The sequence below is a fragment of the Paraburkholderia sp. EB58 genome, from assembly GCF_050436665.1.
Taxonomy (GTDB): Bacteria; Pseudomonadota; Gammaproteobacteria; order Burkholderiales; family Burkholderiaceae; genus Paraburkholderia.
Genome location: NZ_JBNDMQ010000031.1, coordinates 46,799 through 70,509 on the forward strand (window position 1 = coordinate 46,799; position 23,711 = coordinate 70,509).

A 23,711-nucleotide genomic window follows, 5' to 3' on the forward strand; every position below is an offset into this window, starting at 1 on the left:
CGGCGGCGCATCACGCAGTCTGCGCCGCTGCCGCCATGGTTTGTCCGATCATCATGTCAGCCACTTTTTCGGCGGCCATCATGGTCGGGAAGTTGAGATTGCCGCTCGGGATATGCGGAAAGATCGACGCGTCGACGACGCGCAAAGCCTGCACGCCGCGCACCCGCGCCTCGTGGTCGGTCACGGCGAGCGGATCGTCGTCGGCGCCCATCCGGCAGGTGCACGACGGATGCCAGACGCCTACGCTCGCGTTGCGCACGAAGCCGCGCAACGCGGTTTCGTCGCCGAGCAGTTCGGCAAGCGTGGCGCCCCCAGCGACCACCCGCGTCATCAGGAAATGCCGCAGCGGCGCAGGTCCGTCAAGCAGCGCCGCCAGCACGTCGGTAATCGTCTTGTTGCGGCGGCTCAACAGCGCGACCTGCCTGACCTTCTCGCTATAGCTCGCCGGGAACGGATCCGCCGTCACCTGCTGGACCGCCGCCAGCGCTTGCACGGCCGCCATGCGGCGGAACCCGTCCGTCAGCCGGTCGAGGTCGCGCTCATCGGCCATGAAATTGAAGTCCACCGCGGGTGCCACGCGCCAGTCCGCCGACGTGAGCCTGACTTCGCCCGCATTCGAAAACGGCTTGTTGACGTACATCAGCAGCGTGCCGATCCGTTCACCGACCGCGTGCCATGAAGTCTTGCTGACCACCGACACGAACATGTCACCCGCCGGCGCGCCGCCGAGCTGCGACGAATAGCGCCATCCCAGCAGGATATGCCGCCGCGTCGCGTCATTCACACGTGCGCCTTTGCGGATAAACGACGCAAGCGCGATGGACGGATGCTCCATCAGATGCTGTCCCACGCCGTTCGACTCCGCGACGACGTCAATGCCATGCTCGCGGAGATGCGCAGCGGGACCGACGCCCGAGCGCATCAGAATCGCCGGCGACTGCAACGCACCTGCGCACAAAATGACCTCGCCCGCCCGCACCTCGGCTGGGCGGTCCAGCGCATCTACGCGGATCCCGCAGCAGCGGGTGCCGTCAAACAGCAGGCCGGCCACTTCAGTTTCGGTCCAGATCGTCAGATTCGGCCTGCGCCGCGTATCGGCGTCGAGATAGCCCATTGACGCAGATACACGCTTCTCGTCCAGATTCGAAATGGCGATCGGAAAGTAGCCGTCCTTGAATTCGCCGTTCTGGTCGGGCAGATAGTCGTACCCCATTTCTCTGAGCGCGGCCGCGACTGCGGTCGCGTGCTTAGGCCAGACATCGGCGAAGATCCGGCGCACCGGAATGCGGCCGGACTGGCCGTGCAGCGGTCCGTCGAAATCGACGTCGCGCTCGACCTTCCTGAAGTACGGCAGTACCTCTTCCCAGCTCCATCCCTTAACGCCGCGGGCCGCCCAGTCGTCGTAGTCCCTTGGCGCGCCGCGGTTGAAAAACTGCCCGTTGATCGATGAGCCCCCGCCGAGGATCCGCGCCTGCTCGTATTTGCGTAGCTTGCGTGGCGCGTTCTGGCTTCGGTCTGCATTAAGCGTCGTGACGTGCAGATCGGGCCAGAGATACTGCGGATTCAGATAAGCCGTACCCGGATAGCTATCCAGGATGGCTTCCGGGAGGTTGTCATTGGGCAGATCCTGGCCTGCCTCGCAGAGCAACACGCGTTTGCCCGGATTCGCCGACAGGCGGTTTGCCAGCACCGAACCGGCAGAGCCGCCGCCCACAATGATGTAATCGAAAGTTGTCATCGTAATGGTGATTCGTAGGCCAACGGACACGCCCGCCAGGGTGCCGGCGGCATCAGTCCAGATTGATTGCTATGCTCTTCACGGACGTGTACAGATCGAACACTTCGCGTCCGCGCTCGCGGCCCCATCCCGACTGTTTATAACCGCCGAAGGGCAACGCAGGTTCGTTGACCATATGCGCATTGACGGAGACCGAGCCCGCCTTGATGCGGCGCGCGAGCTTGTGTGCAAGTCCAAGCTTTTGTGTCCAGATCCCAGCGAACAGACCGAATTCGGTTCTGTTCGCCTCCGCTGCGATTCTGTCGAGATCGTCATCGTCAAACGGCATCGCGCACACGACCGGTCCGAATATCTCCTCGCGGTAGATCGACATATCGGGCGTCGTGTCGACGAACACCGTCGGCGCAACGAAATAACCACCTGCATCGAACGCCCGTTGCTCGCCAAAGCGGCGCGCTCCCTCCTCTTCGCCCTGGCGGATGTAGCCATCCACCCGCTGCTTCTGCTGACGGGAGATGAGCGGACCCACCTGGCTTGCCGGATCGAGGCCGTGGCCGACCTTCAGCTTGTTGCCGTGCTCGATCACTCCTTCGATCACGCGATCGAAAACCGTCTTGTGAACGAAGAGTCGCGATCCGGCCGAACACACCTGCCCGCTATTGAAGAAGATCGCGTTGGCAGCGCCGGGCGTCGCAAGTTCCAGGTTGGCGTCAGGAAAGACGAAGACGGGTGACTTGCCACCGAGTTCGAGCGAAACCTTCTTCAGATTACCGAGCGCCGCCTGAATCACCCGCTTGCCAGTCTCGGTCGAACCGGTGAAGGCAACCTTGTCGACGTCCGGATGCGCCGCGAGCGCTGCGCCAGCCGTCGCACCGAAACCCGTCACGATATTGACGACACCGTCCGGAAAGCCGGCCTCCTGGATGATCTGGCCGAGCCGCAGGGCGTTTAACGGCGTCTGCTCGGCGGGCTTCAGCACGACCGTGCAACCTACCGTCAGGGCCGGTGCGATCTTCCAGATCGCCATCGATAGCGGAAAATTCCACGGGATGATCTGGCCAACCACACCTACGGCCTCCCGCGTCGTGTAGGCGTGCCACTCGCCGGGCACCGACAGGTTGACCGACTCGCCGTTGAGCTTGGTCGCCCAGCCGGCCATATAGCGGACCATTTCCGCAGTGCCCGCAATACCACGGCGCGCTACCGCAAGCGGTTTGCCATTGTCGACCGCTTCGATTTCCGCCAGCTCGTCGCCGTGACGCTCGATCAGATCGGCAAGCCGGAGCAGCAGGCGGGTGCGATCCGCCGGCTTCATGCGCGCCCAGTCTCCCGCTTCGAAAGCGCGCCGCGCAGCTTGCACCGCCAGATCGATATCCGCCGCCTCGCCTTCGGGCACGCACGCCACCACTTCTCCAGTGCCCGGATCGAAGACGTCGAAGGTCTTACCCGAAAAAGCCTCGACCCAGCGGCCACCGATCAGCATCCGGTGCTCGGCGCGGATGAATTGCGCGCTTTGTGCGCCGAGGTTTTCGTAAATCGACGATGACATCTGCAACACTCCCAAGTTGTTCATGCGACGGGTTCAAGCAATGAACGCAGATCGATCTGCGCATCGGCGACGTGTGCCGGCGTGACTGGTGCGTTGGCTGCAAGCAGGCGCCGCGCCGCCATGTGATCGCCGGGACGATTGACCGACTCCACCGCGACGAGGTGTCCGTTCGCGAACCCGTAGGCGGAAAATTTCAGTGCTGACTGGTCGCCGCGCAAGACGATCTGGTCGGCACGACTCATGCCGAGCCCCGCGATCTGCAGTTTGACGCCGCCCTGATCGCTCCAGAACCACGGCACGGCTTCGAAGGTGTGGTTCTGCCCGATGAACCGCTGCGCGAGGTAGCGCGCCTGATCGACCGCGTTCTGCACCGATTCGATCCGGCAGCGGCCGAAGGCGAATCGCGATGGAAACGACGCGCAATCGCCCAGCGCTGAGATGAATGGGTCACTCGTCGCAAGCGTCGCGTCGACCACAATGCCGTTAGCCGTCTCGAGTCCTGCCGCCTCGGCCAACTCGACGTTCGGCAGGACGCCGATACTGACGACGACCAGATCCGCGTGGTGTTCTTGATCCTGGGTTGTCTTGACGCCGGTGACGCGCTTGCCTTCCGACATGATCGACTGCACGCCGGCATTAAAGGTGAAGGTGGTGCCGAGCGATTCGTGATGCGCGCGGAATGCATCGGCGACGGGAGCACTGACCGCACGGCTCATGAGGTTCGGCCCCGCCTCGATCACATGGACCGGCACGCCCCCCGCCGCAGCGACTGCGGCAAATTCGAGCCCGAGAAATCCCGCTCCGACGATGACGGCGCGGCTTGCGTGCTGCAACGCTTCGCGCAGCGCACGCGCATCGTGCAGAGTCCTGAGCGTGAGCAAGCCCTTGAGTCCAGTTTCGGCGCCGCGCAGCAGACGGTTGCGTGCGCCGGTCGCGAACACGAGGTGCCCATAGCCGAGGCGCCGGCCATCGCCCGTGACGATCTGCCGATGCTCACGGTCGACGCTTAGCACGCGAACGCCCAGCATGATTTCTATTGAACTGTCCTTGTAAAACGCCTCATGCTGAAACGTTAGATGTTCCGCTTCGCACTGCCCGCTTTGAAACGCCTTGGACAGCGGCGGGCGCTGATACGGCAAATCCGGCTCATCGCCGATCAGCACGACCCGTTCCGTATAACCGGCATCGCGAAGCGAAGCCGCCAGCTGATACCCGGCCTGTCCAGCGCCGATGATCACAATTCCTGCATCCATCATCTGATGACCTTTTAGAACGAAGAGCATCGCCAGCACGATTACCTCATGCTGGAACCACGCCTGCCTGACGCGTTACTCGTCGTACGTGATCACCAAAGCGGGACACAGGCGTGCGGCTTCGCGCACCGCAGCGTGCAGTTCAGGCGGCGGGCTTTCCTGAAGCAGGATGACGAGACCGTCGTCTTCGTTCTGACTGAAGACCTGCGGCGCCGCGACGACACACAGCCCGGCACCGATGCACTTCGTTGCGTCTACCTTGATTTTCATGACTATCTCCTGACCACTTGTCTTGCACCAGCGCGAAACGCTGGCGCTTTTGCTCACCACACCACCGGCAACGCGTCCACGCCATAGACGAAGGCATCGTATCGAAACTTGATTTCTTCGAGCGGAACCGCGAGCCGCAACTTCGGCAGCCGTTGGAACAGCGAAGTGAACACGATCTGAAGCTCGGCACGCGCAAGCGGTTGCCCGAGACACTGATGCACGCCGTAGCTGAACGCTACGTGATGCAGTGCGTCACGATGGATATCGAACGCGTCGGGGTTGGGAAAGGCCTGCGGATCGCGGTTGGCCGCCGTGATCATCGCGAGCACGCCTTCGCCCTTCCTGATCAGCGTGCCGCCCACGGTCACATCTTCGAGCGCGACGCGCGGCCCGTTGTAATGCACAATCGTATGGAAGCGAAGCATCTCCTCGACCGTATTGCGCACAAGCGATGGATCGGCAACCAGCGCGTCCTTCTGCTCAGGATTCAGCAGAAGCGACAGCGTACCTAGCGCGATCATGTTCGCGGTGGTCTCGTGGCCGCCCATCAACAGCAGTTCGATCGTCGCGAGTGCTTCTTCGCGCGTCATGTGACCGGGCACGACCTGACTCGTCACGAGACGGCTGATGAGGTCGCTGCGGTTGCCGGGATGCTGCATCTTCTCAGTGATCAGGCGGTCCAGATACTCGCGCATTTCGGCACCCGCACGCACCGGTACTTCCGGGTCGGCTGTCAGGTCGAGCTTGGCCTTGCTGCGTTCCTGGAAGAAATCGCGGTCCTCATAAGGCACCCCGAGGATGCGTGAGATGACTGTCGTGGGCACGGCAAGCGCGAAGTCTTCGAACAGGTCCGCGGGCGCCCCCTTCTCGACCAGCTCGTCGAGTAATGTATCGACCGTCTGCTGCAACTCAGGCCGCATAGCCTCGATGTGATGCACCATGAACTCTTTCGTGAGCATACGGCGATAACGCGTGTGCTCAGGCGGGTCCATGCGGATGATCGTCGCCGGGTTCTCGCTTTTCAGCAGCGCGGCGCGGGCCGGCGCAATGAACGGGTATCCCGGTGTCGACGGCGACGTGGAGAAGCGGTTGTCGCCGAGAATCGCGCGGACGTCGTCATAGCGCGTGGCGATCCACGCTTGCGATCCGTCAGGCATCGACACTTTGGACAGCCCCGGCTGTTGACGGATTTCGCTGTATTCCGGTGGCGGCGCAAACGGGCAGCGGCGCATCGGAAACGCTGGCGCGGACGCCTTGAGTTCTTCCATCGGGAGTCTCCTTCAATAGATGATTTTTTCGGCCCGCATGCGCTCGATCGCGCCGTCATCCAGACCGAGCCGCTCACGCAGTACCCGATCGGTATGCTCGCCAAGCAGTGGCGGCGCCTTCGGGGTAGCCAATGAACTCTCTTTCCATTTGAGCGGTGAATTCACGAGATTGATGCGGCCTGCTGTCGGATGGTCGATTTCGCACACCATCTCGCGCGCCTTCGATTCGTCCGAGGTCAGCGCTTCAAGCACGTTCTGCACGAGCCCTGCGGGTACACCTGCTGCTCGGAATAGCGGCAGCCATTCGAGCTTCGAACGCGTGCGAAGCCGGGCGCTCATGATTTCATCCAGTTCGTCGCGGTTCGCGCGCCGCGCGTCGTTGTCGGTGAAACGCGGATCCGCGGCTAGTTCGGGCAAACCCAGTACGTCGGTACAGAAGCGCGCAAATTGCGGATCGCTGCCGACATGAAACATCAGCGGTCCGTCGGCGGCGTGATACAGGCCTTGCGGAATGATGTCGGCATGACTGTTGCCGAAGCGGCCAGGCGGTTTCTTGAGGAGCAGCGCGTTTGCCGCCACCGAAACGTGATTCGCGAGCGTACAGTCGAACAGCGCGATATCGATCGCTTCGCCGTGACCATTGCGCAACCGGCGCACCAGGGCAGCGAGAATCGCCTGGGTAGCGTACATGCCGGCTGTGATGTCACATATCGGCACACCCGCTTTCGACGCCTCACCATCGGGCTCGCCTGTGATCGACATCAGGCCGCTTTCCGCCTGAATCACCGAGTCGTACCCGGGCCGTGCGGCGCTCGGTCCCGTGCGCCCGTACCCGCTGACCGAACAGTAGATCAGTTTCGGATTTTCGGCTTTCAGCGCCTCATAGCCGAGCCCGTAGCGTTCGAGCGTGCCGAGCAGATAGTTCTCGACCAGGATGTCGCTTTCACGGGCGAGCGCCTTGATCAGATTCGCGCCTTCGGGCTTCGAGAAGTCGATGGCGATCGACTGCTTGCTACGGTTGATTGCGAGATAGTAGGTTCGTTCGCCGCCCTGGATCGCCGTACCCCAATGACGCGTCTGGTCGCCGCCGTTCGGGTGCTCGACCTTGACGACTTCAGCACCCAGATCGGCGAGCATCATTGCGCAGAACGGCGCCGCGAGCACCCGCGAAAGATCGAGAACGCGCACGCCTTGTAACGGAGGAGCGTGGCGGCCCAGTTCGGGAAGCGAGCCGGCCGATGGCGCGGACAGAGCTTCGCTCATCATGACTGTCATCGCGCGGCTCCCAGCGGAGCGGCCGATTCGCTCTGCGGTTGCGTGCCGTCCACACGAGCGAGCCCGAACTCGCGCAAGACTTCATCGGTATGCTGACCGATCGTTGGAGGCGGACGCCGGATCGAAGTCGGGGTGTCCGAGAGCCGGATGGGATTCGCGACCACCTTGAACTTGCCGGCCGTCGGATGATCAAGTTCGACGACCAGGTCTTTCTGCACGCGCGGATCTTCAAACACCTCCTCAAAGTTCAGAACCGGCGAGAACATCGCCTGCGCAGCCAGCAGCTTTTCGTTCCAGTGCGCGAGCGTCTGCTTTGAAAACGCAGCGGAAAGCCCTGCGTCAACGATGTCACGGTGCGCAAGGCGGCCGTCCTTGGTCTTCAAGCGGTCGTCAGCGAGTAGTTCGTCCGCGCCCACGGCGGCCGCGAGCACGCGCCAGAATTTGTCGGTGTGCGCGATCACCATGATGTGGCGACCGTCCGACGTCGGATAGGTGTTGTAAGGCACGATCTGCCAGTGGGCGTTGCCGATGCGCCCCGGTGTTTCGCCCGTAGCAAAGTAATACGCGTCGCGCGGAATCATGCTAAAGATGGTCGCATCGAGCATCGACAAATCGATGCGTTGACCACGACCCGTCTTGTTCCGTGCTTCGATCGCGGCGAACACGCCGATCGTCGACAGCAGCGGCGTAATCAGATCCGCATACGGCATGCCGGTTTTCAGCGGGCCAGTGCGTTCGTCGCCAGTCAACTGCATGATGCCTGACATCGCCTGTACGACCGGATCCATGCCCGGACGTATGCTGTCGGCGCCCGTGCGCCCGAATGCCGAGGTCGAACAGTAAATGAGCCGCGGATTCGCGGCTGCGAGCCGTTCATAGCTGATGCCGAGTTTTTCGGCAACACCCGGACGAAAGTTTTCGACCACGATGTCCACCTTGGCAGCCATCTGCTGCGCGAGGTGCTGCCCTTCTTCGGTTGTCAGGTCGATCACCACGCTGCGCTTGTTGCGATTCAGCGTGAGGAAATAGACCGCATCGTCACCGAGGAAAGTCTCGCCCGTCAGCCTCATGGTGTCGCCCACCGGGGGCTCCACCTTAATCACGTCGGCACCGAAATCGGCAAGCAACATCGTACCGAACGGACCATTCATCATTTGCGTAAAGTCGAGGACCTTCAGGCCCTCAAGTGCGCTGCTCATCTCCGCTCCTCCTGGATTTGCGTACTGTGTCCCGTGATGCCAGCCAGGTCCTTCCGAATCAATCTTTGCAATTTCATTGGATGAACCTTTGGACCAATACTGCTACTTCACGATCGCGCTGTCAAGAACCAGCGCCGCGCTGCCGGGGGCTAACGCCCGCACGTCAGCAGTTGGCGCCATTTAGTTCATGAACAGACACGCGGCCATGGACGGGCGACTCTTCGGCGGCGGAAATACACACCACGACCCGTCGCTGTGACGGAAAAAGAGGACGGAGAACACGCCGGCCGGACGGCACACCTCAACCCGAACGCAGCCTTTCAATCTGTCGTCCCCGTGCCAAAGACGGACCACGCGGGCTGGCGTCGCGGGGGTCGGCGCGAGCCATTTGTCGACGACCCGATGCAATGACCTCGTACTGCTGTTCATTTCGAACTCCCTGGGCGAAACAACGCGCTGACCGCCAACGAGGACGTCTAAGGCCACTGTCATCGTTGATTAATTGGTCCGTTGACCAAATACTAGTGGTCAGTTGACCAATCATCAAGCGAACGACGATAAGCACTTTCCCTTATAAATTTGAGCTTTTTGCTTACAAACCGGTGTCAATCGGACGCCCCACTGCGGCGCTAATCCGTCTATAATTTGTCAACTGACTAAGATTTAGTTAGTTCGAAGCCATACAGATGGAACGCCGATTAAATGAAACATCTGACCATTGAACTGAGCGACGTCGAGGAAAAGGACGCGAGAAGCCCGTTACGCGGCAAGCGGGAAACTCGTGTGCCTGAGATCCTCGAGGCCGCTATTCGCGTGTTTGCCGCCGAGGGCAATTCGGGATTTACGCAGCGCCGGGTCGCGGCAGCGGCCGACGTTCGCCTTGCGACCTTGCAGCACTATTTCGGAAGCAGGGATTCGCTGCTCCAGGCAACCATCGAAGAGATGGCCAAGCGGTACCTGAATCGCTTTCGGCAGCTAGCAGCAGATTCGTCCCGCACTCCCGAGGCTCGTCTCGAAGCACTGCTGAGTGAAACGTTCAACGCGTTGACGCGTCCTGATAACGTCATCAGCCCGTTCGCGCTCGAATGCTGGTGTCTCGCGGAGCATCATCCGGAAGTGCGGGAACGCATGGTCGAAGTCAGCGGCGAGTTTCAGGCGCTGTTTAGCGAGCTGGTCACGCAAATGAACCCTTCACTGGGAGTTGAAGAGTGCAGAATCCGCGGCGCCCTTATTTATTCTCATTGGCAGGGCCTCATTGTTTTCCTGCGCCGCGCGGGCCATAACGCACCGGACCCCGTTGCATTTCGCAAGGCCACGCAAGTCGTGTGGAGTGCGCTGAGCAAGACCGCTTAGCTGCCGCACGTGAAATTGCAGCCAAATGGGGACGTGGGCGGCCTTAAACTCGCGGAGATTTCTGGCTGCCAATGTGAAAAGCAGTACGGTCTGGCTTACGCGTGCGTAATACCCAGCGCGTGAATTTCAAGGCTGCTCCCCGAGCGTCCGGCCTTCTAGCCGGGTCGTAGGGCTTACAAGTCGAGCCAGGAAGTCGAAAGCACTCCGTGCTCCCTGCAAGTTTTCCTGATCGACGATAACCCGCATTCCATTACTGTCTCTCCCGGTTACCGCATTTCCGGCCGAGCGGGAGGACGGGCAGCCCCATCATGCCGCCGAACAGGGACGCCCCAAAATGGGTGGGCGCAGGGGCGTCAGTCTGCAAAATCCGCAATCTCGAAGATCGGTCAAGGGTCACCCCTTTCGCCCCGACGGACCGCCATCCAATGACCCGCGCCTGGCCTAATCCGTCCCATCCAACAAGCCATTACTGGCAAACCGCCTTTCGACATCAAACCCGCCATCCCCTACGCCGCATACAAAAATTTATCGGCCCAAAAAAATGTGAATAGCGGTAGCTTTTTGTCCCGGAAATACTGGCTTCAACTCAAGCCGATGCCGGTTCCTCTCTGTTGAGAATCGCTCCTGTGCTTGCCATCAAACCGTCGCCTTCTCCCGGAATTTCGATGAGCAATGTCACCCTGCAATCAGCCGCTACGTCCCTCGACGTTCGCCATAGTCCGGCAGGTTCTCAGCTACGCACAATCGCAGCATGTTCAATCGGCAACGCGCTTGAAATGTACGATTTCACGGTCTACAGCTTCTTCGCCATGTTGATAGGCAAGCTGTTCTTCCCTGTCAATAACGCGTACACCTCCCTGCTGATCGAATTGCCTTTCACCGGGTAGATGTTCACGTGGTCGCCCAGCATCGCCGCGAAATCGCGGCTCTTCACACCCGGATCCGTTCGAACGTGAACGGCTCCGGATCGCTAGCGAGATCGACCATCAGCGATAAGCGTCCGTCGGCGGGTTGTTCGATCGACGTGATCTCCGCGTCGTAATGAAACTGCACGCCGTGCCGTTCGCAAGCTTGCGCCAGTCCGCGCGTGAACTTGTGGATGTCGCCGGTCGAATCGGACGGCATAAAGGCTTTGCCATCGGGCGATGGCTGTGATAACCCGCGTTGTCCGTCGCCCACACGCACGATCTACTTGGTTCGGAGCGCGGCTACAGGCCGTAGCGGCGATAACGGGTGTTATCGCCGCTACGCGGGCGGCACTTAGTCCGATGGCCAAGATGACGCGCTAGCCGATTTTTTTGGAAGCATCAGTCGCCCGCACTTCATCTCGCGTCAGCTTCGGCATTTCGGGCAGGCAGCCGATAGACCGTGATCGCCGCCCGCAGCAAGTCGAGATCAGGCGCTGCGCAATCAGCGGCCGGAACCACAGCCCCACGCCGTGCGCCGGCGCGGCCGCTGCGAGCTGCGCGGCCTGCTCGACCATGCGCAGCGACACGGCGGTCAGCTTCGCGCTGCCGTGCTTGCGGATGGAGGTTTTCAGATGGTCGGCAAGCACGTGCGAGCCGTTGACCAGCGCGAGCCGCACCAGCTCGTCGCGCATCGTGCCCAGGTAGTGCGCCATCGCCTCGGGCGTCGCCGCGTGCGGAGCGCGCTCGGGATCCCCGGTGTCGTAATGGAGGCGCGCGATCGTCGCCGGCTCGATGCGCTGCACGAACGCGCGCAGCGCCGCGAAGTCGGTGCGCGTATAGCGGCGCAACGGTCAGGGTCTGCGGCTGGTTGGCCATCACTCGCCTCCGGCCGGCGTGTCGGCGTAACGGGGCGACGAGAGCTGCGCACGCAGCCAGCCGTCGTCCCGCAGCGCGTCCGAAAGCCGGCGGGTCACGGGCTGCCACTGGCGGCCGAACGCCCGCCGGTCAGTCGGGTCGCGGAACTGCCCGATCCGCTCGAGCAGACTTATGGGCGGGGCGAACGCCTTCAGTCGCACGCCGTCGAAATCGAAGAAGCGTGCCGCGCGGCGATCGACCACGCGAATATAGGCCCCGGTCCCGTGCTCGGAGATATCGACGCACGCGCCGCGATCGACCACCCTGACAACGAGTTCCACCGCTTCCGGATGGAGGTCGTGCAGCCTGCGTCGACCTTGCGTAGCACTGCCTCGCTCCCGCTGCGCGTCGCCTCGTCCCCTTTTTTGACCGCCAGCCAGCAGACGGCCGCCACCAGACGATGCGTGCCGTGGCTACAGCGCAGCGCACCGCCGGCCGCCTGAAAACGCAGACTTCCGAGCGCATCGTCCGCGGGAAACTCCGAGATGCCGATTGCCGACTCCATCCAGTCAATGGCTGACTGTTCCCAGCCGACGCCGTGCACGCCGTCCAGCAGCGCGCGCCACGAATGCGCGTCAGGCGCGAAATTCTTGTGAGACAGCGCCACGATGGCCCGCAACGGGACATCGAGAAACAGGCGGCGTTGTACGCCGGCGCACAACGCGTTCACAGCCCGGACCTCCCGGCGATGGAAGACGTGCAGATCGGGCACCGGATCGGCGGACGCGCCGACCGCTGCCTTGATCCGCTGCATGGTGCGCGCCTCGAGCATCCGGACGGCCGGCTCGTGACCGTAGGTCAGCGAGAGGGTCGCCAGGGAGGGGTTGTCGGACATGGGCGCTGGCCGGGCGTCAGCCGATCAGGTGCAGGCCGCGCGCGCCGTTGCGCACCGCGTCGGTCACGAGGCGCCGGTCGAAACTCGCGAGCTGCCCGCCGTGTGCGCAGGCGAGTGCGAGCAGGTAGCTGTCGGTGACCTGCCCAGCCGACAACAGCCGGCTCGCATCGATCCACGCCGGATCGACGAGGCTCAGGTCGTCGGGCCAGAACACGTGCCCGGGCCGCTGCCGCAGTTGCGCGACGAGCGGCGCGACCGCCGCCGGCGAGCCGGGCGTATTCGGATAGCGGGCGTGGCCGACGATGCGCAGCACGCCGTTTTCAGTGAGGGGACAGGTGGCCCACGCGCCCTGGCCGTGGGCGGCGAACCAGTCGTGCGCGGTGTCGTGCTGCACGTGGGCCGGGTCGAGCAGCGCGATCAGCACGTTGACGTCAAGCAGATAGGTCACCGCCATCAGGGCAGCTCGTCGCGCAGCTGGTTGACGAGCTCGGGGGTCACGGCGGCGGCGCCCGGCTGGCGCGCGAGCAGCGGCAGGCCGTTGCGGGTCGCCGGCGCGGCGGCGGCCGGGCCGCGGCGCAGCGCCTGGCGGGCCAGTTCCGACAGCACCTCGCCGGCGCTGCGGTGTTCGCGCATCGCGCGTTCGCGCACGGCGGCCAGCACGTCGTCGTCGATTGCAAGGGTGGTACGCATGATGTTCTCCTGTTCGATGCGCGCATCACGCATCAATCACCACGCATCATATACCCTTGCTGACGGGACATCAAGCCGACGTCTGGCGCCTGCCCTTGCGTCAGGCGGGCGCGTCAGGATCTGCGGCGGGTTAGTTCACCTGCCAGCATCAGGGCGCGGTAAATAGCGCCACGCAATAGGCTAACAAAGGTGAAATCATTGAAATGGCCCATCCATAGTCTTATACCCCTGTTATTCAACTAAGCTATTAATGCTTTTTTCGTAATCGCGCACCATTTACGCGTCGCGAAAACACATCGTAGTCATGCGGCTGTAGGGCCGTACACGCCCGGGAAGTATTTCATACACTCAACTTTGCCGCGAGAACCGCATTTGGCATCAAGAATGTTGCAATATCCGAAATCACACCGGCCAAATCGCCTGGGTCAAAAGCGACATCACCAATAAACGCACGCCATTGTTGCTGTTTTTGCTCATCCGCAGCGAAGGCCTGCGTCAGCGCATCCGGCAGTTCGGTGGGAACCTCGGTTGCTCGACGGGCAAAGGTCGCCGCAATCGCCCGCGCCAACCGATCTCCTTCGAACGCAAAGGATCGGCTAATAATCCAAATATCGTAGAAGTCTTTCAGCCGGGTGTTCGCGCGCCCCAACGCCACCATCGCCTGAAACTTCTCCGCTATGACGGTTTCCCGGGCGTAGGCGCGCAATCGCGGCGCAGGAAAATCCAGCAGGGTTGGGTAGTCCAAAACCTCGACACCGGGCTCCACCGCATCGCCAAATCCAACGTCGATCGTCAACCCGATCCGGGCACCGCTTATGGACGCGGTAGATCGCAATCTGAGACCGCCATATTCTGTCTCCTCGCGAATACGATCAACCCCGAGCGAGTCAGCGTCGAACGTCACGCCGTCGTTGAATTCTTCACGTAGAATTTCGCGAAACGTAGTTAGTACCTGGTCCGGATTTGAATCACCGAAGCCAAGCAGGTCAAGATCGCGCGTACCACGATGCGGGTCGTCAAACCAGCTTATCAAGAGCATGCCGCCCTTCAGCACGAAGCGGTCAGCATGACGCGATTGGCTCAGCCTGAACAAAAACCTCTCCAAAGCAAAACGCGTCAATACCAAGTCGAAACTCTGGCCGTTCGACTTCGAAAGCAGAAGTAATTTTGCGCGGACTGAGGCACCGACGTTTTTAATTTCCTTAGCCATTCGCAGTCAGTGCCTCCAGATAGGGGCGAATGACGGTAGCAACGCCGCCACATTCAGCCTCGCGGGCGATCATTCCGGGAGTCGCCTTACGTTGTTGAAGCGCCTCCTGAAGCCCTTCGATCGCAACCGAAAGTCCGATCTTGGTTCGGTGCCGGAAGCAGTCCGCGATGGTTTTGGCTACACCAAATACCTTTACAGGCACGCCTTCGACAATATGAATCTCAACGCCTTCGGTGAGTAGGGCCTCGGTGAATCGGACAACCCGCAGTGGAATACCGGCATTTATGGGAGCCCAGTCCTTCTGGCCAATAGCCATCCAGACCTTGCTAGGAAGGCGATCCGTGAGCCCATGAAATGCGAGCGCTGAGACGAGACACACGACCCCCTTTGGCAGGCGCTTGGCTACCTCCGCCAGCGTGTGATTGGCGTCAAGCGGGGCGTCGGAAAGCTGATAGAGCCCGCGGTCAAGCCGAATCACCTCTCCTGCTCGTTCCATGCGGCTCACAGTAGCTGCAGTCACGCCAGCGGCCCGAAATTCGGCAAGACGTACGATTCCGCGAGCCTTCAGCAAGGCATGGGCGATATGGCGTTGAGAAAGGGCTGGGGACATTGATACAAAAGCTCGGAATATATGAGTTATACACCAAGGATTTGTATCATACTCGAATATACGCCAGTTTGCCGTAACAGCTCAGGGTGCTCTTGGGAGTCAATGATAACAAACAGCCCGCAGCGGCCCTACCCAAGCGTGGATGCCTCTCGCCGCGAGGACTGAACTAGGACGGTGATTCGGTCGAAGTCGTGCTGGCACGCCAGCTGCCGCATTGAGGTCGCAAGCGCTCGGACGGCCCCGCATGCGCGGGGCCGTTTTTTTGCCATTCCACCGAGTCTTAATCGCTTTAGGGTCATTCGTCGAGACGTGGTATCAGCGATGGTGGGATGAATCGCATCGACCATACGGCGGGAATGGGCCCATGCGACTGCCCATGCACCACGCAGCCGCCGCACGTGCGCATCCGGCTACGTTGCCGGCGATGGCTAGATCCTATGAGCAGGGGTCGTCGACGAACTGATACGTAAAATCAGCGTGTCGAGTTCTGTTCAAAGGGAGAGCATCATGCGCACGGATCAGAGGTTCACGACGGGTGGTGAGGAACCGGTGCTGGCGGTATCACTCGAGCTGGCTGCGGCGAAGTGGAAGGTCGCGCTGCACGACGGCCGGCGCGAGCAGCCGGCCGTGCATACGGTCGCGCAGCCGCAGGCCGCGGCGCGCCTGCAGGCGGTGCTGGAACTGATCGAGGCGCACAAGGAGAAGTGGTCGCTGCCGGCGGGCGTACGCACGGTCGTGAGCTACGAAGCCGGCCAGGACGCGTTCTGGATCTGTCGCGCGCTGCAGGCACGCGGCATTGAATGTTATGTCGTCGATCCGGCGAGCATTCCGGTGGAGCGCCACAAGCGGCGCGCGAAGACCGACCGGCTCGATGTCATCAAGCTGGTCATCAACCTGCGTGCGTGGCTGCGCGGCGAGCGGGACCGTATGCACGTGGTTCACGTGCCGTCACCGCAGGACGAAGCGTCGCGCCAGTTGATGCGCGATCGCGGGGAACTGCAGAAAGAAGTCCTGCAGCATCGCGACCGGATGCGCAAACTGCTGGCCACGCTCGGCTGCTGGGATGAGGTCGATCACAAGCACTTCGCCGGCCGGCTCGCCCTCGACGAGGTGAAGTGCCACGACGGTGCGCCGCTGCCCCCCGAGCTGCGCGAGCGGTTGCTGCGCGAGTGGGAACGGCTGGCTCTGGCGGAGCAGCAACTGGTGACACTCGAGAAGACGCGGCAGGCCAGCGTGCCGGCGCCCGCGCGCAGGCGAAGCGATGACCTGGCGCGCCTGAAGGGGATTGGCGAAGTAGGCGCCTCGCGCCTGGCGCTCGAACTGTTCTGGAGGGAGTTCAGCAACCGGCGCCAGGTGGGTGCGTGCGTCGGGCTGGTGCCGCAGCCCTACGACAGCGGAGAGAGCCACGTCGACCAGGGGATCAGCAAACAGGGCAACCGGCGAGTGCGCGCGTTACTGGTCGAGATGGCGTGGACCTGGCTGCGCTACCAGCCCGGCAGTGCACTGACGCAGTGGTTCAACCAGCGCACCCAAGGCACGGGACCGAACCGCCGGGCGCGACGCATTGCGATCGTCGCGGTGGCGCGGCGACTTGCAATTGCCCTGTGGCGCTATCTGAAGGACGGCGTGATTCCCGAAGGGGCACAGCTCAAGTCAGCTTAAGCACCCTAAGGCCTGGCAGGAAGGGGGGGTAAGGTTGGTCAGGCAGTACGTAGCAGAGGTCTGGAGTGAACATGCCCGTGCAGACTCCGGGTTGCTAATGCAACCGCTTCTCTAGATGGGGCATGCTCCCGGTGATGATGATGTCGGCGCAACGCGCATGCAGGATGAGGCCGGCCACGCGCCGGCGGATAGAAGGTGATCGGACGTCAAGTCTGACGCGCGCGATGATCGGCTTCAGACCTGGACACAAAATGCGCTTGCATGGTGGGCGAGCGCAATAACTCGCGCCCGCCACCCTACGCCAGCGTATCGCGCCTTCGCAGCGTCAAGGGGGGCGCTGCGCCAGGCTTCGCCTGCCCTTGACCCCGCTATGGCGCTTCCGCGCGGAGGCGCCAGAAGGACCCGGACGATGATTCGAGACCAAGTCACTTTATGAAAGGCCTTGACAACTTCCTGTTCATAGAAGGAGTCTGCGCGGCAGAAGCCGCGCGGTCATCCGATTGCCTGTTGTAAACGTTGTAGGCAGATGACGACGAGCTATCTTCCCTACGATCCACAACAGCAGTTCCTGCTGCCCCATGCGTTGCAAGATTGGCTGCCTGAAGGCCACCTTGCTTACTTCATCAGCGATACGGTCGACTCGCTCGACCTGTCCGCCTTCCATGCCCGGTATGTCGGCGGCGGTGCGCGCAACCACCCCTTTCATCCGGCCATGATGGTCAAGGTGCTCGTTTATGGCTACGCGACCGGTGTGTTTTCCTCGCGCAAGCTGGCCAGGAAGCTGCATGAGGATGTCGCGTTCCGGGTCCTGGCGGCGGGCAACTATCCGGCGCACCGGACGCTGTGCGACTTCCGCGCCTTTCACCTCAAAGAACTGTCTGACCTGTTCGTGCAAGTGGTGAAACTGGCTAGGGAGTGCGGCCTGGTTAAGCTCGGCACGGTCGCGGTCGACGGCACCAGGATCAAGGCCAACGCATCGCGCCATAAGGCGATGAGCTACGAGCGGATGAAGAAGGTCGAGCTTGAGCTGAAAGAGCAGATCGATGCTCTGCTGGCAAAAGCGAAGGCGGCCGACGCCGCCGGGAAAAATGAGCCGGAGCTGGATATCCCGGCCGAGATCACGCGACGCGAGGACCGCCTGGTGGTGATTCGCGCTGCACGCGCACGCCTGGAAGAGCGCCAGCGTCAGACTGATATCGCGCGCGGTCGCAGTGACGACGATGGGCCGCCGGATGCCGACGGGGAGCCGAAAAAGAAGTCGCGCTTTAAGTACAGGTTCGGCGAGCCGAAGCCCGACGCGCAGGATAATTTCACCGATCCGGAAAGCCGGATCATGAAGCATGCTGGCGGCGGCTTTGACTATTCCTACAATGCGCAAGCTGCGGTCGACGAGGCTGCCCACATCATCGTCGCGGCCGAACTGTGCAACAGTGCCGCCGACAGCGGCCAATTGCCAACCGTTCTTGCTGCCGTGCTGCGCGACGCCGGTGCCGATCCCAGGCAAGTCCTTGCCGACGCTGGCTACCGGTCGGAAGCGACGTTCGAACAATTGCGCGAGCATCCGGCCGAGCTGATCGTGGCGCTCGGACGCGAGGGCAAAAAGGACGTGAAGATCGATGCCAGCAAGCGGCCGCTCTGCGCCGCGATGGCTGAAAAATTCACGTCTGCCGAAACACAGGCCGCGTATCGCAAACGCAAATGGCTATCTGAGCCGCCAAACGCCTGGGTAAAGAGCGTGCTCGGATTCCGCCAATTCAGCATGCGCGGACTGGCCAAGGCCCAGGCCGAGTGGAAGCTCGTCTGCACGCGCTCTGGCTTCCGGATAGCGGCTTGCCTGGTTGATGCTCGCGGTCAAACCGTGCGGAGCATCGGCAAGCAATCCGGTGATGGCCGATGCAACCAGCCTGAAGGCGCTGAGATAGTCCTGCCGCTTGTCTCGATGAAGCGCCGCCTGGGCGAAGGCTTTCACAAGCCCGTGGCCTGCCGGTGCCTGATGGCCGGCCAGCTTGTTTGCCGCCTCCCGACCGGGCACAACACCGCCGAGCGCTCGATCTTGAGGTCGGCAGCAAGCACCGCCGCTTGAAAACCCGTGATCAGCTTCTCGCGGTGGTCCGTTTTGTACGCGATAAAAAAAGCCCCGTGCCGCGTGTGGGGTGCCGTCCGTTCCCCGACATCGCCTCGACCGGATAAGCGGTTAGCCAACGACAGGATGGACGGCACGGACCGATAATTTCGCGTCAGACCATAGCCCATGACCCCAGCACGCTTACCGTAATTCGCTAGGAACCGCCCGTTTGCGCCGGCAAACTCGTAGATCCCCTGATTCGGATCACCTATCAACGAAACCTGTACCCCGGCGCCGATGAGCTGCTCAAGAATGACCTGGTGCAGTGTGCCGATATCCTGTGCCTCATCGATCAGAATGTGCGGATAGCGGCGCGCAAGAGCGCGCAAAATGACAGGCTGGTCCTGCAAGGTCCGATAACACCAATAGCGCCCCAGTTATGCGTGTAGGCACCGGTGCGGCCCAGTCGTCGAACGATCTCGCTGGCATAGTAGGTGTCCAGTTCGACGATCTGATCGTTGTTCGCGTAGTAGAAGTAGATATCCGCGCCGCGGGCACCGACCTGCATCTGGGTGATGTTGAGCGGATAGGTTCCGTTCCAGAAGTTATAACCGCCCAGAAACGACTCCGCGCCGGTCACAAGGTACGCCGCCTGTCCGGCTCCCATGGTTCGGAACGCATGGGGATGAAGCACATTGCGGGTGATGAAGCCATCGAGCGTGTCGATCTCCACACGATGGCCGCCGGCACCGACGCCCATCTCCCGGGCAAGGGTCTGATAGCTCTGGTTGAATGTGTCCACGGCGGTTCTGGTGCAAACAACCGGTGAAACCGAGACGTCTCCAATACATAAGGATACCTTATTTATTAAATAGGACAGCATTCCAGACGGCGGGTGCAGTAGTATCCTTGAGCCCGAGAGTGCGGAGATTGAACTGACCCTTGCGGATACGGTGCATCAACTCGATGCCTGAAATCGTGGTCTTCGCACACCTGAATCGTTTGAATCCGAGCATCACTTTCGTTCTGGACTTGATGTTTCGATGATCCTGTTCGATCACGTTATTCAGATACTTCGAGGAGCGCACTTGCGTTCCCTCAGGCAGCAGAGCGTCAGCGATCATCTCGCGCACGGCCCGGTGCGAGGCGGCATACCCATCGAGCGTGATCGTCTCCGGTGGCTGGCCCTGATGTTTGATGGCCTTGCTGAAAAAGGCCGTGGCCGCGCTCACATCGCGTTTTGCCCTGAGCATGAAGTCCACTGTCTGGCCGACCCGATCTACCGCCCGGTAGAGATAGACCCACTTGCCACGAATCTTCAGATAGGTCTCGTCAACACGCCATGACCGGCCAGTGGGTATGCCAAACCGGTTCCAGCGCTTGACGAACTCCGGCGTAAAGCGCTTTACCCAACGCATGATCGTGGTGTGTGCCAGCGACAATCCCCGCTCGGCCATCATCTCGACCAGATCGCGCAGGCTGAGCTTGTAGCGAAGATACCAGCGCACACACAGAACAATGATCTCCCGATCAAAATGCCGGCCATCGAACAACCCGTCCAGACCCTTCCTCTTGCTCATCGCCGCCCACCAGATTGATTGGATCGCTACTTTAACCGGTCCAATGAGCCTATTTGCACCAGAACCCAAAAACGCTGGCGTGGCGGACAATTGGGCTTTCCGTGTTCCGCGTAGAGGACACGAGCAGGTTAGGTTCTGCCTATTCGCCGACAGTCACAATGTCCGTGCCCCGAGTGTCAAGCGGGACATCCGACTGCATGCCTTTTTGGCCCAAGCCTGACAGCGCCTTTGGCTTGCTTACGATGACGACGTTTATCAGCAGTTCGCATATGCTAACTGTGCTGCTCAACCTAGCACCCCATCCGCCTTGGCTCTGGCAGAAAACCGCACTTCCTCGCGGGCGTACCGCCGTTCATGGAACGGGTTACATTGTTCCGGTGGCTTCACACCGAGTCGTCACCAACCCCGCATGCACCGGTAGGTTACGATTGACGGAACAATCGGTTTCTCTTCTGGGCGAACCCAGATGAAACAATCCTCTACGCGACTTCACGTCGCACTAACACAGTGGTACTTCTATGGGGTCGATCGCTTCTCTGACGCAAGTCGTATCAGCAAGCTTGAATGATGAAACGACAATCTTTAGTCCGGATGCCTGGTCCTCGAGCGATTGGGCCGCTGCTGCCACCTGCTCGACCAGCGCCGCATTCTGCTGCGTCACCAGGTCCATCTGATTGACGGCCTGGTTGACCTGTTCTATGCCACGACTTTGCTCTTCCGACGCACCGGCAATTTCATCGACGATTTCGGAAACACGCTTGATAGCACCTCTAATCTCGCCCATCGCACTGCTAACTTCGACGGCCTGTTGCGAGCCATCCTGAATAGTGGCTACAGAGAAGGCAATCAGGTCCTTGATTTCCCTTGCCGCAGATGCAGATCGCTGAGCCAGACTACGAACCTCACTGGCCACAACCGCAAAGCCTCTCCCTTGTTCGCCAGCTCGAACCGCTTCCACGGCAGCATTGAGCGCCAGGATGTTGGTCTGGAACGCAATTCCTTCAATCACGCCCGTGATCTCAGAAATCTTTTTCGAGCTACCGCTGATTCTCTCAACCGTGGCAACCATGGCTTGAACGATATCGTTTCCTGCACCAGCGATCTCCACTGCATTCGTGGCCAGTGCATTTGCCTGACGCGCATTGTCCGCGTTCTGCTTCACCGTCTCGGTCAATTGAGACATGCTGGATGCCATTTCCTCCAGCGAGGCGGCTTGTTCTTCTGTGCGAGCGGAAAGGTCAAGGTTTCCCGCAGCAATTTCGCGCGTAGATCTGGTAACTGAATCAGTCGACAAATGCACCTCAAACATGGTGTCTTCCATACGGCGCATGAACTTGTCGAACGCGGCGGCTGAGCGACCGAACTCGTCCATGCGCGGACTCGAAGACCGCATTGACAAGTCAAGGGTTGTCGCAATCTCCTCAAACCTCAGAGCCACGCGGTTCAACCCGCCGCATATGACGCGGTGCAGATGGAGACCACAGTAGATCGCGGCGGCACATCCCATTGACGCCACCGCAATAAGACTCGTCAGTGACAGGCGGTATGGCAGAGCCACGTTCGCGTCGAGGCGCCAGAGTGCGACCATCGCCGTCAGTCCGACGACAAACATCAGTGTTACCCAGGTGCCGAACGCAAGCATTAACTTGAGTCTGATCGTGAAGACGAACTTCTGCACATCGTATCCTTTGAGACGGATGGCGCGACCGCGCCAAGAAGAGTGGTGCCAGACGCGTGAGTAACCAAGCTTCGAACCAAATGGGCGCGACACGCCGCCTTGCGAAGCCGCGATACTACCAATCATGCAACGCGCTGATATTCCGCCAAAACGCCCGACACCAACCGGCATGGCGCAGCGTGATTTGACGGCGCCGACACCCCGGGGCGTAGCGGTGAATATAGCGGGTCACGGCGTGTCACGGCCGGGTTCCGGGATTCAGAATGAATGCCGCACGCCCAGCATCACACCAAGCTGTTCTGCGCCTGGCTCGACCGTCCCGCCGGCAGCCACCGACGTACTACCGTTTCGCCCGTTGACCATGTAGCCCATCGATGAATAGACTGATGTATTCTTGCTCAGATAGTAGCTGGCACGCGCAACCAGTTCAGTCGAACTCGTCACGTGTGGCTGGATGTACTTGTCGACCTGCGTGTCAATCACCAGCGACGCAAACGGCACATAGGTGAGTCCCAGGAAATACAGGTTATACAGCGTGCTCGCGACGCCCGCCGACAGGTTTCGGTGAACCCAGCCTCCCCCTGCTTTCAGGCTCGCGAACTTGAAATAGCCATCCACGACAGAGCGACTGTCGGTATAGGCGCTATTGGTCAGCGGTGCAGACGCGCCCTCGTTGCCACGCATCCGGTCATACGACACCGCTGCGCCGAAGTGAGACGAATCGTAGGCAATCAAGCCAGTGTATTGCTTGCAGGCGAGGAAATTGCCCGCCACCTGGCCCGGGCAATTCGTTGCAGCGGGGCCCGCGGGCCCCGCTGCGTCGCGCCCGAAACTGTACGTGGCGCCGACAGTTACGCCCGCAAATTTTCCCATATAACCAATGGCGTTGTCGCTGCGCGCATTGGGCAGATAGTTATCGAAGACGTACAACGAATGAATCGACGGTCCAATAACGTCGGCGCTCAGGAGCGAGTAAGTCGTCATGTTGATCTGCCGCCCCAGCGTCAACGAGCCGTAGGCGGTCTGCAACCCCACGTTCGCCTGCCGCCCGAACTCCCGGCCACCGTAATTGAAGCCACCGGTGCCCGGCGCGAAGCCGTTCTCCAACTTGAAAAACGCCTTGTTGCTGCCCCCGAGATTCTCCACGCCCGTCAATCCCCACTCCGAAGGTACTTCGCCGGTCAGGGTGGGTACGCCGGCGAAACTGCCGCCGCCAGCAGCATGGTTATAGTATTCGACTCCTGTATCGATGATGCCGTATAGCGTGACGCTGCTTTGGCTATATGCCAGGCATGACGCCTGCATGAGCGAGAAGAAAGCGACACCCCTCAACACACTACGCATTTCCATTGACGTCTCCTTTGTTTTAGCGATCTGCGTTTTATAATTTTTGGTGTACTAATCAAACACGTAAACAGCTGTGTATTTTTTTGTGTGGCTGTGTTTGCAACGAGACGGCGCCGCCCGTCTACCTTGTCGCTGCGATAGCCCGAATCGCCGCACGGGGCGCGGGGCGCGGGGTGGGCGATCACCTAGCAAAACGGGTGAGCCGGACCGCGCAGAAGCAATGCGGCACAGACCGAGCTTGCGAGCAGTCAGTTTCTCGCGGTGTCCCCTCTATTCACAGTTGCGGACTGCACACCCCGTCACGGT

General features: G+C 61.1%; 22 protein-coding genes and 2 pseudogenes. 4 read left to right on the forward strand and 20 right to left on the reverse strand.

The features are described from left to right. Positions 1–10 precede the first annotated feature (10 nt). From P3T40_RS33280 to P3T40_RS33310, 7 genes are read right to left on the reverse strand one after another with little or no spacing between them, the layout of a single operon-like run. Complete coding sequence (locus P3T40_RS33280; RefSeq protein WP_429271965.1) at positions 11–1,738, reverse strand: GMC family oxidoreductase; 1,728 nt, start codon at positions 1,736–1,738, stop codon at positions 11–13. A gap of 52 nt (positions 1,739–1,790) precedes the next feature. After that, a complete protein-coding gene (locus P3T40_RS33285; protein WP_429271966.1) occupies positions 1,791–3,287 on the reverse strand; it encodes an aldehyde dehydrogenase family protein in 1,497 nt (498 codons plus the stop codon). 20 nt (positions 3,288–3,307) lie between these two features. Beyond that, entirely contained in the window at positions 3,308–4,570 is a 1,263-nt protein-coding gene (locus P3T40_RS33290; protein WP_429272024.1) for an NAD(P)/FAD-dependent oxidoreductase, read from the reverse strand. Positions 4,571–4,615: 45 nt separating this feature from the next. Beyond that, positions 4,616–4,810, reverse strand: a complete 195-nt coding sequence (locus P3T40_RS33295) for a ferredoxin (RefSeq protein ID WP_424067827.1) — start codon at positions 4,808–4,810, stop codon at positions 4,616–4,618. Between the two features lie 53 nt (positions 4,811–4,863). Next, entirely contained in the window at positions 4,864–6,078 is a 1,215-nt protein-coding gene (locus P3T40_RS33300; protein ID WP_429271967.1) for a cytochrome P450, read from the reverse strand. Between the two features lie 12 nt (positions 6,079–6,090). After that, positions 6,091–7,341, reverse strand: a complete 1,251-nt coding sequence (locus P3T40_RS33305; protein WP_429271968.1) for a CaiB/BaiF CoA transferase family protein — start codon at positions 7,339–7,341, stop codon at positions 6,091–6,093. Between the two features lie 8 nt (positions 7,342–7,349). After that, complete coding sequence (locus tag P3T40_RS33310) at positions 7,350–8,552, reverse strand: CaiB/BaiF CoA transferase family protein (RefSeq protein WP_429271969.1); 1,203 nt, start codon at positions 8,550–8,552, stop codon at positions 7,350–7,352. 702 nt (positions 8,553–9,254) lie between these two features. On the opposite strand from P3T40_RS33310, the gene P3T40_RS33315 reads away from it, so the two are divergent. Together P3T40_RS33315 and P3T40_RS33320 are read left to right on the forward strand one after the other, a co-directional pair. Then, complete coding sequence (locus P3T40_RS33315; RefSeq protein WP_429271970.1) at positions 9,255–9,905, forward strand: TetR/AcrR family transcriptional regulator; 651 nt, start codon at positions 9,255–9,257, stop codon at positions 9,903–9,905. Positions 9,906–10,570: 665 nt separating this feature from the next. Continuing rightward, on the forward strand, positions 10,571–10,792 hold the full coding sequence (locus P3T40_RS33320; RefSeq protein WP_429272029.1) for a hypothetical protein: 222 nt from the start codon (positions 10,571–10,573) through the stop codon (positions 10,790–10,792). Here P3T40_RS33320 and P3T40_RS33325 read toward each other — a convergent pair. From P3T40_RS33325 to P3T40_RS33360, 8 genes and pseudogenes are all read right to left on the reverse strand, one after another. Further along, a pseudogene (locus P3T40_RS33325) lies at positions 10,765–11,042 on the reverse strand (FAD-dependent oxidoreductase); the annotation flags it as partial. The gene P3T40_RS33320 and the pseudogene P3T40_RS33325 sit on opposite strands and share 28 nt — an antisense overlap. Before the next feature lie 148 nt (positions 11,043–11,190). Beyond that, entirely contained in the window at positions 11,191–11,661 is a 471-nt protein-coding gene (locus P3T40_RS33330) for a hypothetical protein (protein WP_429271971.1), read from the reverse strand. A gap of 27 nt (positions 11,662–11,688) precedes the next feature. Next, entirely contained in the window at positions 11,689–11,931 is a 243-nt protein-coding gene (locus P3T40_RS33335; protein ID WP_429271972.1) for a hypothetical protein, read from the reverse strand. Further along, entirely contained in the window at positions 11,880–12,563 is a 684-nt protein-coding gene (locus tag P3T40_RS33340) for a hypothetical protein (protein ID WP_429271973.1), read from the reverse strand. The genes P3T40_RS33335 and P3T40_RS33340 overlap by 52 nt, the downstream gene beginning before the upstream one ends. 16 nt (positions 12,564–12,579) lie before the next feature. Beyond that, positions 12,580–13,017, reverse strand: coding sequence for a TA system VapC family ribonuclease toxin (locus tag P3T40_RS33345; RefSeq protein WP_429271974.1), 438 nt, complete (start codon positions 13,015–13,017; stop codon positions 12,580–12,582). Then, positions 13,017–13,253 carry a CopG family transcriptional regulator gene (locus P3T40_RS33350; protein WP_429271975.1) on the reverse strand — a complete coding sequence of 79 codons (237 nt, stop codon included), beginning with the start codon at positions 13,251–13,253 and terminating at the stop codon, positions 13,017–13,019. Before P3T40_RS33350 ends, P3T40_RS33345 begins: the two co-directional genes overlap by 1 nt. A gap of 340 nt (positions 13,254–13,593) precedes the next feature. Then, positions 13,594–14,463, reverse strand: coding sequence for a nucleotidyl transferase AbiEii/AbiGii toxin family protein (locus P3T40_RS33355; protein WP_429271976.1), 870 nt, complete (start codon positions 14,461–14,463; stop codon positions 13,594–13,596). Then, positions 14,456–15,073 carry a type IV toxin-antitoxin system AbiEi family antitoxin domain-containing protein gene (locus P3T40_RS33360; protein ID WP_429271977.1) on the reverse strand — a complete coding sequence of 206 codons (618 nt, stop codon included), beginning with the start codon at positions 15,071–15,073 and terminating at the stop codon, positions 14,456–14,458. Before P3T40_RS33360 ends, P3T40_RS33355 begins: the two co-directional genes overlap by 8 nt. 507 nt (positions 15,074–15,580) lie before the next feature. On the opposite strand from P3T40_RS33360, the gene P3T40_RS33365 reads away from it, so the two are divergent. Then, positions 15,581–16,735: an IS110 family transposase gene (locus P3T40_RS33365; RefSeq protein WP_429271978.1), complete on the forward strand. Its 1,155-nt coding sequence runs from the start codon at positions 15,581–15,583 to the stop codon at positions 16,733–16,735. A 526-nt stretch (positions 16,736–17,261) separates the two neighbouring features. Next, positions 17,262–18,581: pseudogene (locus P3T40_RS33370) on the forward strand (IS1182 family transposase); the annotation flags it as partial. Between the two features lie 119 nt (positions 18,582–18,700). Here P3T40_RS33370 and P3T40_RS33375 read toward each other — a convergent pair. From P3T40_RS33375 to P3T40_RS33395, 5 genes are all read right to left on the reverse strand, one after another. Continuing rightward, on the reverse strand, positions 18,701–19,210 hold the full coding sequence (locus P3T40_RS33375) for a UvrD-helicase domain-containing protein (protein ID WP_429271979.1): 510 nt from the start codon (positions 19,208–19,210) through the stop codon (positions 18,701–18,703). Further along, on the reverse strand, positions 19,153–19,602 hold the full coding sequence (locus P3T40_RS33380; protein ID WP_429271980.1) for a hypothetical protein: 450 nt from the start codon (positions 19,600–19,602) through the stop codon (positions 19,153–19,155). The genes P3T40_RS33375 and P3T40_RS33380 overlap by 58 nt, the downstream gene beginning before the upstream one ends. A 58-nt stretch (positions 19,603–19,660) precedes the next feature. Next, on the reverse strand, positions 19,661–20,380 hold the full coding sequence (locus P3T40_RS33385) for an IS6 family transposase (protein ID WP_429272025.1): 720 nt from the start codon (positions 20,378–20,380) through the stop codon (positions 19,661–19,663). Positions 20,381–20,879: 499 nt separating this feature from the next. Next, a complete protein-coding gene (locus tag P3T40_RS33390; RefSeq protein ID WP_429271981.1) occupies positions 20,880–22,058 on the reverse strand; it encodes a methyl-accepting chemotaxis protein in 1,179 nt (392 codons plus the stop codon). Between the two features lie 258 nt (positions 22,059–22,316). Next, positions 22,317–23,408, reverse strand: a complete 1,092-nt coding sequence (locus P3T40_RS33395; protein WP_429271982.1) for a porin — start codon at positions 23,406–23,408, stop codon at positions 22,317–22,319. Positions 23,409–23,711: the final 303 nt, after the last annotated feature.